The 17,394-nt window shown below is 74.3% G+C and carries 14 protein-coding genes; 11 read left to right on the plus strand and 3 right to left on the minus strand.

Annotated elements, in window-relative coordinates; all coding sequences use genetic code 11:
• Positions 1-39: 39 nt before the first annotated feature.
• From ABD419_RS24160 to mnhG, 6 genes are read left to right on the plus strand one after another with little or no spacing between them, the layout of a single operon-like run.
• Entirely contained in the window at positions 40-2,865 is a 2,826-nt protein-coding gene (locus ABD419_RS24160) for a Na+/H+ antiporter subunit A (RefSeq protein WP_344492445.1), read from the plus strand.
• Positions 2,862-3,305: a Na(+)/H(+) antiporter subunit C gene (locus ABD419_RS24165; protein WP_344492448.1), complete on the plus strand. Its 444-nt coding sequence runs from the start codon at positions 2,862-2,864 to the stop codon at positions 3,303-3,305. Before ABD419_RS24160 ends, ABD419_RS24165 begins: the two co-directional genes overlap by 4 nt.
• A complete protein-coding gene (locus tag ABD419_RS24170) occupies positions 3,302-4,828 on the plus strand; it encodes a Na+/H+ antiporter subunit D (protein ID WP_344492451.1) in 1,527 nt (508 codons plus the stop codon). The genes ABD419_RS24165 and ABD419_RS24170 overlap by 4 nt, the downstream gene beginning before the upstream one ends.
• Positions 4,825-5,388 carry a Na+/H+ antiporter subunit E gene (locus ABD419_RS24175; RefSeq protein ID WP_344492454.1) on the plus strand — a complete coding sequence of 188 codons (564 nt, stop codon included), beginning with the start codon at positions 4,825-4,827 and terminating at the stop codon, positions 5,386-5,388. The genes ABD419_RS24170 and ABD419_RS24175 overlap by 4 nt, the downstream gene beginning before the upstream one ends.
• On the plus strand, positions 5,385-5,648 hold the full coding sequence (locus tag ABD419_RS24180) for an MrpF/PhaF family protein (protein WP_344492457.1): 264 nt from the start codon (positions 5,385-5,387) through the stop codon (positions 5,646-5,648). The genes ABD419_RS24175 and ABD419_RS24180 overlap by 4 nt, the downstream gene beginning before the upstream one ends.
• On the plus strand, positions 5,645-6,049 hold the full coding sequence (gene mnhG / locus ABD419_RS24185; RefSeq protein WP_344492460.1) for a monovalent cation/H(+) antiporter subunit G: 405 nt from the start codon (positions 5,645-5,647) through the stop codon (positions 6,047-6,049). The genes ABD419_RS24180 and mnhG overlap by 4 nt, the downstream gene beginning before the upstream one ends.
• A 189-nt stretch (positions 6,050-6,238) precedes the next feature.
• On the opposite strand, the gene ABD419_RS24190 is transcribed toward mnhG, so the two are convergent.
• The gene (locus ABD419_RS24190; protein ID WP_344492463.1) at positions 6,239-7,252 is read right to left on the minus strand and encodes a LacI family DNA-binding transcriptional regulator; all 1,014 of its coding nucleotides are present in this window, start codon (positions 7,250-7,252) and stop codon (positions 6,239-6,241) included.
• Positions 7,249-10,032 (minus strand): tetratricopeptide repeat protein, encoded by a 2,784-nt coding sequence (locus ABD419_RS24195; RefSeq protein WP_344492466.1) that lies wholly within the window; start codon positions 10,030-10,032, stop codon positions 7,249-7,251. Before ABD419_RS24195 ends, ABD419_RS24190 begins: the two co-directional genes overlap by 4 nt.
• Before the next feature lie 191 nt (positions 10,033-10,223).
• Between ABD419_RS24195 and ABD419_RS24200 the strand changes: the two genes are divergently transcribed.
• A complete protein-coding gene (locus tag ABD419_RS24200; RefSeq protein ID WP_344492468.1) occupies positions 10,224-10,973 on the plus strand; it encodes a hypothetical protein in 750 nt (249 codons plus the stop codon).
• 359 nt (positions 10,974-11,332) lie between these two features.
• Here the strand turns inward: ABD419_RS24200 and ABD419_RS24205 are convergent, their stop codons facing one another.
• Positions 11,333-12,583 carry an MFS transporter gene (locus tag ABD419_RS24205; RefSeq protein ID WP_344492471.1) on the minus strand — a complete coding sequence of 417 codons (1,251 nt, stop codon included), beginning with the start codon at positions 12,581-12,583 and terminating at the stop codon, positions 11,333-11,335.
• 147 nt (positions 12,584-12,730) lie between these two features.
• Between ABD419_RS24205 and ABD419_RS24210 the strand changes: the two genes are divergently transcribed.
• From ABD419_RS24210 to ABD419_RS24225, 4 genes are all read left to right on the plus strand, one after another.
• Positions 12,731-15,241 carry a tetratricopeptide repeat protein gene (locus ABD419_RS24210; RefSeq protein WP_344492473.1) on the plus strand — a complete coding sequence of 837 codons (2,511 nt, stop codon included), beginning with the start codon at positions 12,731-12,733 and terminating at the stop codon, positions 15,239-15,241.
• A 21-nt stretch (positions 15,242-15,262) separates the two neighbouring features.
• On the plus strand, positions 15,263-15,910 hold the full coding sequence (locus ABD419_RS24215) for a phosphotransferase (protein WP_344492475.1): 648 nt from the start codon (positions 15,263-15,265) through the stop codon (positions 15,908-15,910).
• An 85-nt stretch (positions 15,911-15,995) separates the two neighbouring features.
• A complete protein-coding gene (locus ABD419_RS24220; RefSeq protein ID WP_344492477.1) occupies positions 15,996-16,262 on the plus strand; it encodes a DUF2277 domain-containing protein in 267 nt (88 codons plus the stop codon).
• A gap of 120 nt (positions 16,263-16,382) precedes the next feature.
• Positions 16,383-17,387 (plus strand): CobW family GTP-binding protein, encoded by a 1,005-nt coding sequence (locus ABD419_RS24225; RefSeq protein ID WP_344492479.1) that lies wholly within the window; start codon positions 16,383-16,385, stop codon positions 17,385-17,387.
• Positions 17,388-17,394 lie beyond the last annotated feature (7 nt).

Genomic DNA, 17,394 nt, shown 5'->3' on the forward strand with positions numbered 1-17,394 from the left:
CGGTGCCAAGTCGGCGTGGTCGTGTTCCCGGGGGGTCGTTTGCTGGTACTGCTTGCCTGCTACGCCGTCATGGCGATGCTCGCCCCCGCACTCGTCCGCGCGCTCGGCCCCAAGGCCCTCTACGTCGTCGCCCTCGTCCCGGCCGCGACCGTCGCGTGGGCGGTGGCGCAGACGGGGACGGTGCGCTCGGGCGGCGCGGTCGCCGAGACCGTCGCGTGGGTGCCGCGGCTGGGGCTCGAGCTGGCGTTCCGGATGGACGCGTTCCCGTGGGTCATGGTGCTGCTCGTCGGCGGCGTCGGCGCGCTCGTGCTGGCCTACAGCGCCCACTACTTCTCCCCCGGCGAGGACGGCCTCGGCCGGTTCGCCGCCGTGTTCTGCGCGTTCGCGGGCGCCATGTTCGGGCTCGTGGTCGCCGACGACCTGCTCCTGCTGTACGTCTTCTGGGAGCTGACCTCGGTCTTCTCCTACCTGCTCATCGGACACGACCCGGCGAAGGGCGCGAGCCGCTGGGCCGCGATGCAGGCGCTGCTGGTGACCACCTTCGGCGGGCTCGGGATGCTCACCGGATTCATCATGCTCGGCGAGCACGCCGGGACGTACCGGCTCTCGGAGGTCGCCGCGGACCTGCCCGGCGGCGCGTACCTCGTGGTCGCGCTGGTGCTGGTCCTGCTCGGGGCCCTGTCGAAGTCGGCGGTGTTCCCGTTCAGCTTCTGGCTGCCGAGCGCCATGGCCGCGCCGACGCCGGTCAGCGCGTACCTCCACGCCGCGGCGATGGTCAAGGCCGGCGTGTTCCTCATCGGGATGCTCACGCCCGCGTTCGCCGCCGATCCGCCGTGGCAGCAGGTGATCTGGGCCTGCGGCGCGCTGACGTTCCTGTTCGGAGGGTGGACGGCGCTCCGGCAGACCGACCTGAAGCTCATGCTCGCGTACGGCACCGTCAGCCAGCTCGGCATGATCGCGATCGTGCTCGGCGCCGGGACGCGCACCGCCGCGCTCGCCGGGGCCGCGCTCCTGGCCGGGCACGCCCTGTTCAAGGCCGCGCTGTTCCTGGTCGTGGGCATCGTGGACAAGACCACCGGCACCCGCGAGATCTACTCGCTCAGCGGCCTCGGCGCCCGCAGGCCGGTCCTCGCCGCCGTCGCGGTCACGGCGGTCGCCTCGATGATCGGGTTCCCGCCGACGCTCGGGTTCGTCGCCAAGGAGGCGATGCTCGCCGCGTTCTGGGACGGCGGCCCCTGGTCGCGGGCGATGCTCGCGGTCCTCGTCGCCGGGTCCGCGCTCACCGTCGGGTACGGCCTGCGGTTCCTGTGGGGCGCGTTCGCCCGCAAGCCCGAAGTGGACGACTGCGGGTTCGCGCCCGTGGGGGCGGGATTCGTCGCCGCGCCGGTGCTGCTGGCGCTCACGGGCCTCGCCGCCGGGCTCCTCGCACCGGGCGTCGACGGGCTCCTGTCCCCGTACGCGGAGGCCTATCCGGCGACCGGGCACGACTACCACCTGGGGCTGTGGCACGGGTTCACGCCCGCGCTGGGGTTCTCGGCGGTCGCGCTCGCGACCGGCGCGGGCATCTACCTGGCGACCCGCCGCACCAGCGCGTGGCGGTCGGTGCAGCTCCCCGTGAAGTCCGGGACGGTCTACAAGGGCCTCCTCGGCGGCGTCGACCGGCTCGCGGTCGAGCTGACCGGGCGCACCCAGCGCGGCTCGCTGCCGTTCTACCTCGGCGTCATCCTCGTGACGCTGGTGCTCTTCGCGGGCGGCGTGCTCGTCTTCGCCGGCCCCTGGCCCGTGGGGCTCAAGCCGTTCGACACGCCGCTCCAGCTCGCCGCCGGGGGCATCATCGTGGCGGCGGCCGTCGCGGCCGCCACCGCGAAGCGCCGCCTGACGGCGATGGTCCTCACCGGCGTCTCCGGGTACGGCGTGGCCTCGCTGTTCATCTTCCACGGCGCACCCGACCTGGCGCTCACGCAGTTCCTGGTCGAGACGGTCACCATCGTCATGTTCGTGCTGGTGCTGCGCCGCCTGCCGGCCGGGTTCTCCGAGCGGCCGCTCAAGAAGGTGCGGCGGTTCCGGGTCGCGATCGGCGTCGCGGTCGGCGTCGTCGCCGCGGGCATGGCCTACGTGGCCGTCGGCGGGCGCACCGCCGAGCCGGTCTCGGTGGACTTCCCCGAGCTCGCGGTGTCCTACGGCGGCGGGCACAACATCGTCAACGTCATCCTCGTCGACATCCGCGCCTGGGACACCATGGGCGAGATCGCGGTCCTGCTCGTGGCCGCGACCGGCGTCGCGAGCCTGATCTTCGGCCGCGACCGGCTCATGCACCGCCGCGGCGGCTCGCGGCCCGCACCGCCCGCCACGGGCGAGCACGTCACGTGGCTGTCGCGCCCGGAGTCGGACGGCAGCCACCAGGCGATCATCCTCCAGGTCGTGACGCGCCTGCTGTTCCACACCATCGTCCTGTTCTCGATCTACCTGCTGTTCACAGGCCACAACCATCCCGGCGGCGGGTTCGCCGGCGGCCTCGTCGCCGGGCTCGCGCTCGCCATCCGCTACCTCGCGGGCGGGCGCGCCGAGCTCAACGCCGCCGCGCCGGTGGACGCGGGCAAGCTCCTGGGCACCGGCCTGCTGGTCTCGGTCGGCACCGGCGCGGCCTCGATGCTCCTGGGCGGACGGGTCCTCCAGAGCGCCGTCCTCGACTTCGACCTGCCGGTCGTCGGCCACGTCCACTTCGTCACCTCCACGTGCTTCGACATCGGCGTCTACCTGATCGTGGTCGGCCTGGTCCTGGACATCCTGCGCAGCCTCGGCGCGGAGATCGACCGGCACCGCGAGTCCGACGCCCTGCCGCTGCCCGAGAAGGAGGCCGCATGACCCCGAACCTGGTGTACGTGATCGTCGTCGGCGTCCTCGTCGGCGCGGGCGTGTCGCTGCTGCTCGAACGCACGCTCACCCGGATCATCATCGGCGTGGTCCTCATCGGCAACGGCGTCAACGTCCTCATCCTCATGGGCGGCGCGTTCGGCGCGCCCCCGATCGTCGGCGACGGCCCCGACGCGGACCTGAGCGACCCGCTGCCGCAGGCGATGATCCTGACCGCCATCGTCATCACGCTCGGCATCACCGCGTTCCTCCTCGCCATGGCCTACCGCAGCTGGCAGCTGCTCGGCCACGACGAGGTCCAGGACGACGACGAGGACACCCGCATCATCGGCCTCGCCGACCGCGACGAGGGCCCGCGCGCCAAGGAGGACGACGCCGAGGACCTCCCGAACCCGGTGTACTCCTGCGAGCCCGGGAAGGAGCGCCGATGACCTGGCTCGTCCCGCTCCCCGTCGTCGTCCCGCTCCTGGGGGCCGCGCTGACGCTGATGATGGCGCGCCGCCCGACCGCCCAGCGGACCGTCAGCCTCACCGCGCTCGCCGCCACGCTCGCGGTGTCCGCGATGCTGCTGGCGCTCACGGTGACCGAGGGCCCGCAGGTGGTCGCCGTCGGCGGCTGGCCGCCGCCGCTGGGGATCGTCCTCATCGCCGACAAGCTCGCCGCGCTCATGCTCGTGGTCTCCACCGCGGTCACGCTGTGCGTCCTGGTCTACTCGATCGGGCAGGGCGCGGCCGACGGCGACACCGAGACGCCGCTGTCGGTGTACCACCCGACGTACCTGGCGCTCACCGCCGGCGTCACGAACGCGTTCCTGTCCGGGGACCTGTTCAACCTCTACGTCGGCTTCGAGGTGCTCCTGGTCGCCAGCTACGTGCTGCTCACCCTGGGCAGCACCGAGAACCGCATCCGGGCCGGCACCACGTACGTCGTGGTGAGCCTGCTGTCCTCGGTGATCTTCCTGAGCGCCCTCGGCCTCGTGTACGCCGCCACGGGCACCCTGAACATGGCGCAGCTCGCCGGGCGGTTCGACGCCCTCCCGGACAACCTGCGGCTGCTCCTCCAGGGGATGCTGCTGCTGGCCTTCGGGATCAAGGCCGCGGTGTTCCCGCTCGGGGCGTGGCTGCCCGACAGCTACCCGACCGCGCCCGCGCCCGTCACCGCCGTGTTCGCGGGCCTCCTGACGAAGGTCGGCGTCTACGCGGTCATCCGCACCGAGACGCTCCTGTTCCCCGACGGGCGGATCGGCGACGTGCTGCTGGTGGTCTCGCTCCTGACGATGGTCGTGGGCATCCTCGGCGCGGTCGCGCAGTCGGACGTCAAGCGGCTCCTGTCCTTCACGCTCATCAGCCACATCGGGTACATGCTGTTCGGGGTGGCGCTCGCGTCGGAGGCCGGACTGTCGGGCGCGATCTTCTACATCGCGCACCACATCACGATCCAGACGACGCTGTTCCTCGCCGCCGGGCTCATGGAGCGCCGCGGCGGCTCGACCGCGCTCGACCGGCTCGGCGGCCTCGGGAGGCTCGCGCCGGTGCTCGCGGTCCTGTTCTTCATCCCCGCGCTCAACCTCGCCGGCATCCCGCCGTTCTCCGGGTTCCTCGGGAAACTCGGCCTGCTTCAGGCCGGGGTCGACGACGCCGGGCCGCTCGCGTGGGCCGTCGTCGCGGGCGGCGTCGTCACCAGTCTGCTGACGCTGTACGCGATCGGGCGCGTCTGGAACCTCGCGTTCTGGCGCACCCCGCACCCGGACATGCCGACGGCCGCCGACGAGGCCGACGGGTCCACGGTGCTCCTGCCCAAGCTCATGCTCGCGCCCACGTTCGCGCTGGTGGCCTTCGGCATCGCGCTGACCGTGGTCGCCGGGCCCCTGTTCGACCTCACCTCGGAGGCCGCGGGCGACCTGCTCCTGCGGACCCCGTACATCGAGGCGGTCTTCCCGGACGGTGCGCCGTGAACGGGCCCGCGCCGACCCGGCGCCAGCGGCTGCGCTCCCGGATCACCGCCGTCGTCGGCCTCGTCCTGGTGTGGAACCTCCTGTGGGGCGCCTTCACCTGGCTGAACACCATCTCCGGGGCGCTGGTCGCCGTCGCGCTCCTGGTCGTGTTCCCGCTGCCGGCGGTGACGTTCGGCGGGCGCATCCGCCCGCTCGGCGCCGTCCGGTTCTTCGCGCGGTTCTTCGCCGACCTCGTGGTCGCGAGCTTCCAGGTCGCGTTCCTCGCGTTCCGGCCCGGGGAGCCGAAGAGCGCCATCGTCGCAGTGCGGCTGCGGGTCACGACCGACCTGAACATGACGCTCGTCGCCGAGGCCGTCTCGCTCGTGCCCGGCAGCCTCATCGCCGAGGCCGACCAGCAGACCGGGACCCTGTACATCCACATGCTCGGCGTCCGCGACGCCGAGCACCTCGAACACCTCCGCGCCGAGGTCCTGCGCCTGGAGGCGCGGCTCATCCGGGCCGTCGGCTCCGACGCCGAGCTGCGCGCGGTGAACGCCCCCCGAGAGGAGCCCGCGACATGACCGTCGCCGCCGTCGCCATCGCCGTCCTGCTCACCGCCGCCTGCGCCATGACGCTCGTCCGGATCGTGCGCGGACCGACCACACTGGACCGGATCGTCGCCACGGACGTGCTCCTCGCCGTCACCGTCACCGCGATCGCCGCCGAGGCCGCGTTCACCCGCGACCCCACGGCCCTCCCGGTCCTGGTGGTGGTGTCGCTGCTGGGCTTCACGGGCGCGGTCAGCGTGGCCCGCTTCGTCACCAAGGAGCGCCAGCAGTGACGCTCCAAGGGGTCCTCGACGCCGTCGCCGCGGTCTGCATGGTCACCGGGGCCCTCCTCAGCCTGGCCGCCGGTGTGGCCCTGCTCCGGTTCCCGGACCTGCTCAGCCGCATGCACGCCGCGGCCAAGCCGCAGGTCCTCGGCCTGCTGCTGATGCTCACCGGCTGCGCGATCCGGATCGCCACGGTCGTCGACGTCACGACCATGGTCCTCATCGCGTTCTTCCAGCTCGCCACCGCGCCCGTCGCCGCGCACATGGTCGGCCGCGCGGCCTACCGCGACGGCCAGACCCGGTCCGACCTCCTGCTCACCGACGAGCTCGCCCCGCACCTGGAGCGGTTCGAGGAGCGGCCGGCCGAGAAGCGCGGCCGGTTCGCGGCCGACCCGCCCGCCGCCGAGTGAACCCGCGCGCCCGGTACCGGGCGCGCGGGCCATCCCTCACTGCGTCAAGTCGCTTCGCCGCGTCGATCCCGCCTCGGACCTCGGTCGAGGTCGTTCGGATCGACGTCTTTAGTGATCGTTCACTATCGCGTTCCGCTCAAACTAGTGACATCGCCGCGCATTGTCAATGCGGCGCTTGCCCGGACGGGCTCAGACCGTGCGGGCGACGGCCGTCGACTCGCGCCAGACCACCTGGTTGAGCGGGCGCGGGGGCGGCGCGAGTTCACGGCCGGAGAGGGCCGCGACCAGGCGGATCATGGCGCGGCGGCCGAGTCCTTCGAGGTCGACGTGGACGGTGGTGAGCGAGGGCGGCATGAAGCGGCCGATCTCGAGGTCGTCCCAGCCGGTGACGCTGAGGTCGCGCGGCACTTCGAGGCCGCGGTCCCGGGCCCCGCGGATCACGCCCGCGGCGATGCCGTCGCTGGCGGCGATCACGGCCGTCGGGAGGCGGCCGGCAGGGAGGGAGCGCATGGCCTCGACGCCGGCCTCGGCCCGGTACCCGCCGTCGTAGACGCCGACCGATTCGAGGCCGAGCCGCTCGACGGCGTCGAGGTAGGCGGCCTTCCTCGCTCGGGCCGAGGCGAATCCGAGGTCGCCCGCGACGTGGAACAGGCGGCGGTGGCCGAGTTCGGCCAGGCCCTGGACCAGTTCGTAGACGGGCCCGGCCTCGGACAGCTCGCCGAGGCCGCGCATCTCGTCGTCGAAGTCGGCCGAGACGATGACGGTCGCGTCGCCGTGGAGCCGCGTCTCAGCGGCGGGCAGGATCGGGGCCAGTGCCAGGATGCCCTCGACCTGCCCGGAGTCGGCGAGTTCGAGCAGGCGCGCGGTGCGCTCCTCGGCGCCGCCCTCGGGGGCGACGACCTCGACGGTGAACCCCGCCTCGTGCGCCGCGCCCGCGGCGCCGCGGAGCAGGGGCGCGGGGTTGTTCACCATGTTCGGCATGAGCACCGCGAGACGCCCGGTCCGCTTGGTGCGCATGGACCTCGCGAGCAGGTTGGGACGGTAGTCGAGTTCGCGCACGGCCGCGTCGATGCGTTCGAGGGTGCCGGGCTTGAGCCCCTCCCTCGACCGCAGGTAGCGCGAGACGGTCTGGTGGGACACTCCCGCGAGGCGCGCGACCTCCCGGATCGTCGGCCGCCTGCGGGCGCTCGGGACCTCGGTCATCCGGCGGGCCTCCTTTCTCGACTGGAGACCATCTTGGCACAAGGATGAACGTTCACTCTCCCGGCGGCGAGGGGGCGGCCGGGCGGGGACGCGGGGACTGCGCGAAGCGAAGGGAGCGGACCAGGGTCGGCTGGGCGGGGATGCGGGACTGAGCGAGACGAAGGGGGCGGACCGAAGGCGCGTCCGGACGGACCGCGCCCCGCGCCGCCGGTCCGCTCCCGGGTCTCGGCTTCGCCCCGATCGGGCACCGAGGCGCAGCGCGGGCCCGCTGGAGAGGAGGCGGTGGCGGGGAGCAGGACGCGCGTCTCCCCTGTGGAAAGTAACGGGACGGGTGCGCTCGGGGCGGGGTCGGCGAGGGCCCGGCGCATCTCGGCGGCCAGGAGCAGGCCGTGGCGCTCGGCGAGGGCGAGCGCCTGGCGCCAGTACTGGTCGGCGCGCGCGGGGCGGGCGGCGAGGCGGGCGCAGTGGCCCAGGCCGGCGAGGACGTGCGCCTGGCCGTGGCGGTCGCCGGTCTCGCGGTAGATCGCCAGGGCCCGGCGGAACCCGCGCTCGGCGGCGTCGGCGTCGCCGCGGGCGACGGCGGTCTCGGCGAGGCCGCGGAGCGCGTCGGCCTCCCCCGCGACGTCGCCGATGGCCCGGTAGCGGTCGAGGGCCCGGCGCAGCAGCGTCTCGGACCGGTCGGTGCGGCCCGCGCGGAACGCGGCGGTCCCCAAGCCGCGCAGGGCGTTAGCAGACCCGCGTCGGTTGCCGGTGCGGCGGCAGAGCGCCAGCGAGCGCCGGTAGTGGTCCCGCGCCGTGTCGAACTCGCCCACCTCGACGGCCACGTCGCCGAGCGCCCGCAGGCCGTACGCCTCGCCGACCCGGTTGCCGATGTCGCGGCAGATGGCGGCGACGGCCGCCGCGTGGGTCCCGGCGGCGCTGAAGTGCCCCACGGACATCGCGATCTCGGCCAGGCCCCACAGCGCCTCGGCCTCGCCGACCCGGTTCCCGAGGTCCCGGTGGATCGCCAGCGCGGCGCGGTAGCGGCGCGCGGCGGCCGGGTAGTCGTGGTTGGACGCGGCCTGGGCGAGCCCGCGGAGCGCGTCGGCCTCGCCCGCGCGGTCGCCGAGGCGGCGGCGCAGGCGCAGCGCGGCCGTGAAGCCGTCGGTGGCGGCGCTGAACCGGCCGGTGAGGCGGTCGATCTCGGCCAGGCCCGCGAGGGCGTCGGCCTCCCATGCGGCGTTGCCGGCGCGGCGGGCGACGAGCAGGAGGCGGCGGTTGCAGATGCGGGCGTCGCCGTAGTGGCCGAGGAGGCGGAGGCGGCGGTTGAGGAGGCCGGCGAGCGCGGCGACGGCTTCATCGTGGCCGCCGGTGTGGAGGCAGGCGAGGAGGTCGGCGCGTTCGGCGCCGGCCCAGGCGGTCGCGGCGTCGCCGGAGGCGTCGAGGCGGTCGCGGTAGTGGCGGAGGAGGCGGCCGACGGCGGCGCGCTGGCGGCTGGCGGGGTCTTCGCGGTGGGCGAGTTCGGTGGCGTAGGCGCGCACGGAGTCGTGGAACTCGTAGGGGCCGTCGCCGCGGCGCAGGAGGAGGCTCTCGTCGTAGAGGCGGGCGAGGGCGCCGTCGACGTCGTCGCCGGCGAGGGCGGCGGCGTCGGCGCCGGTGAAGCGGCGTCCGGGGTGGACGGCGAGGAGGCGGAAGAGCCGCTGGGCGGGTTCGGGGAGTCCGGCGTAGGAGAGGGCGAGGACGGGGCCGCTGTGCTCGTGGGGCGGGACGCGGCGCAGGCGCTCGACGTGGTCGCCGAGCTCCCAGTCGGGCTTGTTGGCGAGCTGGCGGCCGACGGCGGCGAGTTCCAGGGGGAGGCTGCGGCACAGGTCGATGAGCGCGGCGGCGTCGGCCGGGGAGGCGTCGAGGCGGCCGGTGGGGTCGTAGCGCCTGAGCAGGTCGAGGGCTTCGCGCGGGGCGACGGTGTCGAGCGGGAGGCGGGCGGCGGCGAGGTCGGTGAGGCGGCGGCGGCTGGTGACGAGGGCGATGCAGCCGGGGGCCTTGGGGAGGAGGGGGCGCAGCTGCGCGGCGTCGGCGGCGTCGTCGAGGACGATGAGCGCGCGGCGGGGGGCGAGTTCGCGGTGGAGGAGCGCGGCGCGGGCGGCGGGGGTGAGGGTGTCGATGCGGCGGCCGGGGACGCCGAGGTGGCCGAGGAGGCCGCGGACGACGGCGTCGGGTGCGGCGGGCGGTTCGAGGGGGTCGTAGCCGCGGAGGTCGGCGTAGAGGTGGGTGCCGTCGGTGCGGCCGGCGTCGATGAGGTCGCGGGCGGTCTGGTGGACGAGTTCGGTCTTGCCGATGCCGGCCATGCCCTCGATGGCGACGACGGCGGCCTCGCCGCGGGCGCGGGCGGCGTCGACGAGGGCGGCGATGCGGTCGCGTTCGGCGCGGCGGCCGGTGAAGCGGGCGGTCGGGGCGGGGACGGCGCCGCGGGTGGCGACGATGTGCGAGCGGTTGGCGCGGTCGAGGACGCGGCGGCAGGCCTGTTCGAGGGCGTCGAGTCCCTCGGCGTCGAGGCCGAGGACGCGGGCGACGTCGAGGACGGTGCCGGGGTCCATGCGCACGCGGCCGTTCTGGAAGTAGCCGTGGAGGGCCGACAGCGACGGCGGTTCGTCCGGAAGGGACCGTCGCCGGTTGAGCGCGCGGATGTCGGCGCGGATCTTGCGGAAGGGCGTGCCTCCCGCGTCCGCGCGGAGTTCGCGCAGGTACCCGGCCAGGTCGTCGAGGACCTGGATCGACCTCGGGTCGGTCCGTTCCCGTGCCACCACGCCTCCTCGAGACCTCGCGCGAGCGCGCTTCGGGAGCTGCGATCGTATCCCGCCCCTGCGACGGGGCCGCGTGCGCGAGGCGGCCGTTCGGTTTCGTTCGGGAACCGCCAGGAGGCGCGGGACCGGGCGCACGCTCGACGGGTCGGGCGCAGACAGTCCCCTTGGCGCCCTGACGGAAAGGATGTGACATGAGCATTCGAGACTGGGCCCGGCCCGTGCGGGCGCTGACGGCGGCCGCCGCGGGCGCGATGGCGTTCGTCCTGCTCGCGGCGTCGCCGGCGTCGGCGCACTACGTGTACCAGGAGGGCGAGGTCTACCGCAGCAACGACCTGTGCACGAACGTGCGGGCGGAGATCTCGCACGGCGACGGCGGCGGCTACTCGCGGGTGGACACCAAGACCTACACGGTCCTGGGCACTCCGTGGGGCTCCTACCCGTGCGCGAAGACGCACGACCGGCCCGGCGGCTACATCGCCGCGAAGATCGAGATCTACGCGTGGAACGGCAGCGCCTGGTACCTGTGCGCCTACACCGACTGGGCGTACAACCAGGGCTCGACGAACCAGTTCATCATCGAGGCGTGGATGCCCGGGCTCCCCTACTGCGGCACCGGCTGGTACGGCACCATGGGCACCGGCTACGCGTGGAACAACAACTGGTTCGGCGGCTCGCTCTGGTCGGGCCACCACTGGCTGCCGGACTACTCCCTCAGCGCCGCCGCCGCGCCCGCCGCGTTCCCGAGCGCGGGCGACACGGTCGGCGTCCTCGACGCCTCGGGAGCGGCGGTCCTGAACCCGGACGGCTCCCCGGCGACCGCGGTGGTCGGCGAGGCCCCGCCGGGCGCTCCCGACAACTCGATCCAGGGCGAGAGCCCGGACAACTCGATCCAGGGCGGCGTCTTGGAGCTGCTGCCCGCCGCCGCGATCGTCACGAACTGACACTCCCTGAGGAAGGACCGGCCGGCGCCTCTCGCCTGGGGCGCCGGCCGTCCTCGTCGCCGCGAGGCGGCGCGCCGTTCGGTTTCGTTCGGAAACCGCTCCGGGGGCGCGGGGCCCGGCAGTATCAGGGGACCGGGCGCCCGTTTCCCTTGGCGCCCCGGTGGAAAGGAGTCGACATGAGGATTCGTGACTGGGCGTTAGCCCGTGCGGGCGCCGCGCACCACTCCCCCGCGACGCCCGGTTCGACAAGGATGGACGAGAGGGGCCCCGCCGCGCGGCGGGGCCCCTCTCGCGCACGCAGGCCCTAGCTCCAGGCGCTGTCCTTCTGCACGTGGTTGTTCGTCATGGCTCCTCCTCTCTCAGATCCGGCTCGGTTCCGCGCGGTCCTGAGACCGCTCGGGCGTGTGCGTCCCGTCCCGTCCGACGAGACCGAATGCGAGGGCGACGACGAGCGCGCCCACCGAGCCCGCGGCGCCGCAGGCCGCGATCGCCGCGGACGGGGCCACCGCCTCGCCGAGGGCGCCCGCGGTCGCCATCCCGAGGCCCTGGGCGGTCTGGAGACCCGCGGCGGCGAAGCCGACCGCTCGGGCGCGCATGCCGTCGGGCACCCGCTGCACGAACCTGACCTGCGCGAGCACGAGGTAGCTCGACGCCAGACCGGAGAGGGCCCAGAGGCCGACCGTGACCGGCAGGCCCGGGGAGAGGAGCGTGGCGACCAGTGGGAGCCCGGCGGCGAACGCGAGCGGCACCGTCAGCCGCCGCCGCAGGTCCGTGCCGAGCCGGGCGACCAGCAGCCCGCCGATCACCATGCCGACCACGTCGGCGGCCATGAGCATGCCGACGGCGGCCTCCCCCGCACCGATCTCGGCGGCATACGGGGCGGCCATCGCCTCGGGGACGACGAACAGCCCGAACATCCACACCAGCGCGGCCAGGCCCATGAGGTTCCGGTCCCGCGCCACGAGCCTGATCCCGGCGAACGCGAACTCCCTCCGAGGCGCGGCGTTCCCGTCGGTCTCGGGCCGGTGGGGACCGAGGCCCCAGCGCAGGAGCGCGGCCGAGACCAGAAACGAGGCGGCGTCGATCGCGAGCACCAGGTGGGGGCTACCGGTGGCCGCCACGATGACGCCGCCGAGGGCGAACCCAGCGATCTGCGCGATGCCGTCGGTGGAGGAGGCGATGCTCATGCCGACCTGGTACTTCGCCCCGGGCAGCACCTGAGGGAGGGTCGCGATGCGGGCGGCGGAGAACAGCGGGTCGGGGCACGACACCGCGACCACGAGGACGGCGAGCAGCGGCAGCGGCACGGCGGGGACCGCCATGAGTCCGATGAGGACGGCGCGGATCAGTTCGACGGCGACCATGACGGTGCGCCGCGAGTACCGGTCCGCGAGACCGGCCAGCAAAGGCGCGGTGAGCAGCGGCGGCAGGTACGTGGAGGCGTACACGAGCGCGGTGAGGGCAGCCGAGGAGGTGCGGTCGAAGACCAGCAGCGCCAGCGCCACGCGGGCGAACTGGTCGCCGATGCGCGACTGGGTCTGGGCGATCCAGAGCACCCTGAACTCGCCGACGGAGAACACGTCGCGGAACCTGGCGGCCTGCTCTGGCATGCGTCTCCTCTGGATCGTCCCGGTCCGCAAGGGGGGAAAGCGGACTGCGCCATTGAACCCGCTGCGGGCGTTCGCGAGTAGAGTCCGTTGAACTACGTTGAACCCGTTCTCGGCGCACCGGCGCCCGCCCCGACGGAGGCACGTTCAGTGACGTCGCGTCCCGCACACGACACCGCCGCCAGGCTCGGCTCCTGGCTCGCGGCCCACCTCGCCGGCACCGGCCGGTCGGTCGCCCAGGTCGCGCGCGAACTGGGCGTCGGCGAGGAGGTCGTGCGGTCCTGGCTCGCCGGGCGCGGCTCCGGGGACGGGGAGTTCGCGCGGCTCGACACCCCCGCCCGGCTCGGCGCGTGGCTGCGAGCACGCATCGCCGACTCCGGCTGCACCGTGCGGGAGCTCGCGGAGTCCACCGAGCACGTCAGCCGTGTGACGGTCTACTACTGGCTCAAGGGCGAGCACCTCCCCCGGCCCCCGACCGGGGACGAGCCCGACCGGTTCGACCTGCTCCTGAGCAACCCGCGGCTGGGGTTGACACTGCGCCAGCGCGTCGAGCTCGACGAGGTGCGCCGGCGCCTGACCGGCACCTCGCTCAACGCGCCCCCGCCCGTCGCCGACTGGCCCGACCGCGCCCTGCCGCCGGGCGACCGGGCGTTCACCGGCCGGGGCGAGGAGCTGCGGCGACTCGACCGCCTGCTGCGCGAGCACCATCGCGGCCGCGCGGTCGTCATCGCCGCGCTCACCGGCATCGGCGGCGTGGGGAAGACCGCGTTGGCCGTCCACTGGGCCCGGAGCCGGGCCGCGCGGTCGCGGTTCGCCGAGGGATGCCTCTACGTGAACCTGAACGGGTACGCCGAGGCGCCACCGCTCGGCCCCGAGCAGGCGATGGCCCGGCTGCTCGAGCAGCTCGGCGCCGACCCCGAGACGCTGCCCGCCGCACCGGAGGCACTCGCCGCGAGGTACCGGGAGGGGCTCCGCGGACGCCGGCTGCTCGTGGTCCTCGACAACGCGCACGCCGAGCCGCAGGTCCGTCCGCTCCTGCCGGACGAGCCGAGCTGCCTGGTGGTCGTCACCAGCCGCAACCGGCTGGACGGGCTGCGCGCCACGCACTCCGGCATCACCGGGATCGCGCTCGACGCGCTCACCGCGGGCGAGGCCGCGTCGCTGGCACGGCACCTGCTGGGCCTGTCGCGGGGCGCCGAGGAGGCGCCGGTCGCCGCGTTCACCGCGGCCTGCGGGCGGCTACCGCTGGCGATCCGCATCGCGGCGGCGAACTTCCGCACCCACCACGCCCGCACGTCCTCGATCGGCGAGTACGCCCGGGTCCTCGGCGGGGACCGATTGGGGCACCTGCACGCCGGACCGGCCGATCCGTCCACTTCGGTCGCCACCGTGATGGACTGGTCCTACCGGCACCTCACCGCGGCGGCGCAGCGGACCTACCGGCTCCTCGGCCTGCACCCCGGGCCGGACGCCTCGGCCGCACTCGCGGCCGCGCTCACCGGCCTCGACGCCGACGGCCTCCGCGGACCGCTCTTGGAACTGGTCCGCGCCAACCTGCTCGCGGAGGACGCCCACGGGCGGTACGCCTTCCACGACCTCGCCCGCGACCACGCCGCGGCGCTGGCCGCGCGCACCGACACCGCCGACGAGCGCCGCGAGGCGGTGCGGCGCCTGCTCGACCACTACGTGCACACCGCATACCCGGCGGCGAACCTGCTCCGGCCCAGTACGCACGAGCTGGCCCTGCCGCTCGGCGAACCGTGCCCCGGGTCCTCCCCCGAACGCCTGGCGGAGCGAGGTGCGGCGCTGGCGTGGTTCGAGGCGGAGCACGCGGGCATGAGCGCGATTGCCGTCAACCAGGCGCCCGGCGAGTTCGACGTGCGGGTCTGGCAGGCGGCGTGGGCGCTGTTCGGGTTCTTCACCGCCGAGGGCCGCCTGGGCGAGCACGGCGGCCTCCAGCGCGCCGCCCTGGCCGCGGCGGAGCGGCTGGGAGCACCCACCGCGCAGGCCCACATGCACCGCGCCCTCTCGTGGAGCGCCACCAGGATGGGCAGGTTCGACGACAGCCGTACGCACCTGCTGCGGTCGCTGGAGCTGTCCTTGCAGACCGGCGATCTCGTGGGGCAGGCGGCGACGTACAACAGCCTGGCCGTCCTCGACGGGCAGCAGGAGCGGTACGCCGAGGCCCTCGACCACTCGCGGCGGTTCCTGGCGCTCTTCGAGACGGCGGGCAACCGGACCGGGGTGGCCCGCGGACTGAACGTCGTCGGCTGGTTCCACGCGATGCTCGGGGAGTACGACGAGGCGCTCGTCTACTGCGAGAGGGCGCTCGAGGCGTGCCGGGACCTCGACCCCAGGGAGCGCGGCGTCCTGGAGCCGAAGGTGTGGGACAGCCTCGGCCTCGTCCACCACCGGCTCGGCGACTTCGCGCGGGCCCGCGGCTACTACCGCCTGACCCTCGACCGCAACCGCGAGCTCCGCGACCGGATCGGCGAGGGCGAGGCGCTCGCGTGCCTGGGCGACCTCCACCGCTCCTCCGGCGACCCGGACGCCGCCCGCGAGGCATGGCGCGACGCCCTCGCTATCCTCACCGACCTCGGGCACACCGCTGCGGCCGACGTCCGGGGCAAGCTCGCGGACCTGGACGCCGAATCGGCTTGACGGCGCGGCGAGGATGGCGGGATGGAGCCGCTTCGACACGGATACACCAATCGCACGGTCGGCGACGGCCGGACCGTGGTCAAGCGATACGACGGCCCGGACGCGGCGGCGCGGTGCCAGCGGGAGCGGCGGATGCTCGGGGAGCTCGCCGGCGTGGTGCCGGTGCCGCCGCTGCTGGGGTCCGATGCGGAGTCGGTGCGGATGGGCTTCGTCGCCGGCGTGCACGGCCAGGAGCTGATGAAGGCGGGGCGCGCCGTCGGGGTCATGCGGGCCTGCGGCGAGGTGCTGCGGCTGATGCGCGACGCCCCCGCACCCGCCGGGACCGGGCTCGTGCACGGCGACTTCGGGCCGAACAACGTGCTGATCGATCCGGTGGCGTTCACGGTGACGGCGGTCCTGGACTGGGAGTTCTCGTACTACGGCGACCCGGTCACCGACCTGGCGTGGTGCGAATGGGTCGTGCGGACCCACCACGCGGAGGACGTCGCCGCGATCCCCGAGCTGCACGCCGCCTGGGGCCTCCCGGTCCCGGCGTGGCCCGTGCGGCGGGCCGCGATGGTCGCGCGCTGCGAGGCGTACCGGGACTTCAACGAGCGCTGGGCGGCCGGCGGGAGCGGCGTCCGGCGCTGGGAGGGGCTGATCGCGGCGACGTCGGCGTGGTCGGAGTGAGCGGCGCAGGATCAGGATCGCCGCCGCGGCGGCGGATGCTCTCGCACCGGGCCCGAATGTCGGTGCGCCGTGGCATGTTAGGGGCATGTGCCGCAGTATCAAGACCCTGTTCAACTTCGAGCCGCCCGCCACCGACGAGGAGGTCGAGGCCGCCGCCTTGCAGTACGTGCGCAAGCTCAGTGGTTCGACCCATCCTTCGAAGGCCAACGAGGAGGCCTTCGACAAGGCGGTGGCGGCGGTCGCCGAGGCCACCAGGGAGCTCCTCGACGCCCTGGTCACCACGGCGGCGCCGAAGGACCGCGAAGAGGAGGCCGCCAAGGCGAAGGCCAGGGCGGCCGAGCGCTTCGGCTGATCGGTCGCGAGGAGGCGCGCGAATCGTCGCCGGGCCGACTCGCGGCCCCGGCCGATGGCGGGCGGGCGCGGGGCGTGTGGTCCCATGTCGCTCTGGAGTCGGCGGAACGAGGGGGCGGGCGTGGAGAAGCGGGTGCCGGTGGTGGTGCTGACGGGGTACCTGGGCGCGGGGAAGACGACGCTGCTCAACCACCTGCTGTGCCAGCCGGGGGCGCGGGTCGGGGTGATCGTCAACGACTTCGGCGAGGTGAACGTCGACGCGGGGCTCGTGACCGGGCAGATCGACGAGCCGGTGTCGATCGCGGGCGGGTGCCTGTGCTGCATCGAGGACCTGAGCGGGCTCGACGCGGCTCTGGAGAAGCTCACCGATCCGAGGTTCGGCCTCGACGTGGTCATCGTCGAGGCGAGCGGGATCGCCGAGCCCGGGGTCATCGCGAAGATGATCCACTTCAGCGAGGCCGAGCGCATCCGCGCGGGCGGCGTGGTCGACGTGGTCGACGCCGTCGAGTACTTCAACACCGTCGACCGCAGCGACCAGCCGCCGGTCCGGTTCAAGGCCGCGACGCTCGCGGTCGTCAACAAGATCGACCGGCTGCCCGAGGCGGGGGCCGAGGACGCGATCGCGGCGATCGAGGCGCGCATCCTCGCCGTCAACCCCGAGATCCACCTGGTGCGCACCTCGAACGGCCGGGTCGACCCGGCGCTGGTCTACGACACCGCCTCGGTCACCGACCCCGAGGACGAGCTGCCGCTCGCCGCGCTGGCACGGGAGGCGCACGCGCACGCGGGCGATCACGCGCACGCGCGGGCCGTGACGGTCCGGGCGGCCGGGCCCGTCGACCCCGGGGCGCTGCTCGCGCTGCTGGAGGACCCGCCGCCGGGCGCGTACCGGATGAAGGGCACGTTCACCGTGGCATCGGGAGACCGGCTGCGCGGCTTCGTGGTCCACGTGGTGGGCGACCGGATCGACCTCGCCGCGCACCCCGTCGAGGGCGGCGGCGAGCTGGTCGCGATCGGCGCGCACCTCGACGTCGACGCCGCGCGGCCCCGGATCGAGGCCGCGCTGGCGGTGCCGGCGCAGCGCGACCCCGCGGGGCTGAAGCGGCTGCTCAAGTACCAGCGGTAGCCGAAGC

This window comes from Glycomyces endophyticus, assembly GCF_039531525.1.
Lineage (GTDB): Bacteria > Actinomycetota > Actinomycetes > Mycobacteriales > Micromonosporaceae > Glycomyces > Glycomyces endophyticus.

Bases quoted from the DNA above. Each gene is read 5' to 3' on its own strand.
- ABD419_RS24215 (WP_344492475.1), top strand. From the start codon at position 15,263: ATGGAGCCGCTTCGACACGGATACACCAATCGCACGGTCGGCGACGGC.
- ABD419_RS24220 (WP_344492477.1), top strand. From the start codon at position 15,996: ATGTGCCGCAGTATCAAGACCCTGTTCAACTTCGAGCCGCCCGCCACC.
- ABD419_RS24190 (WP_344492463.1), bottom strand. From the start codon at position 7,252: ATGACCGAGGTCCCGAGCGCCCGCAGGCGGCCGACGATCCGGGAGGTC.
- ABD419_RS24205 (WP_344492471.1), bottom strand. From the start codon at position 12,583: ATGCCAGAGCAGGCCGCCAGGTTCCGCGACGTGTTCTCCGTCGGCGAG.
- ABD419_RS24180 (WP_344492457.1), top strand. From the start codon at position 5,385: ATGACCGTCGCCGCCGTCGCCATCGCCGTCCTGCTCACCGCCGCCTGC.
- ABD419_RS24165 (WP_344492448.1), top strand. From the start codon at position 2,862: ATGACCCCGAACCTGGTGTACGTGATCGTCGTCGGCGTCCTCGTCGGC.
- ABD419_RS24170 (WP_344492451.1), top strand. From the start codon at position 3,302: ATGACCTGGCTCGTCCCGCTCCCCGTCGTCGTCCCGCTCCTGGGGGCC.
- ABD419_RS24200 (WP_344492468.1), top strand. From the start codon at position 10,224: ATGAGCATTCGAGACTGGGCCCGGCCCGTGCGGGCGCTGACGGCGGCC.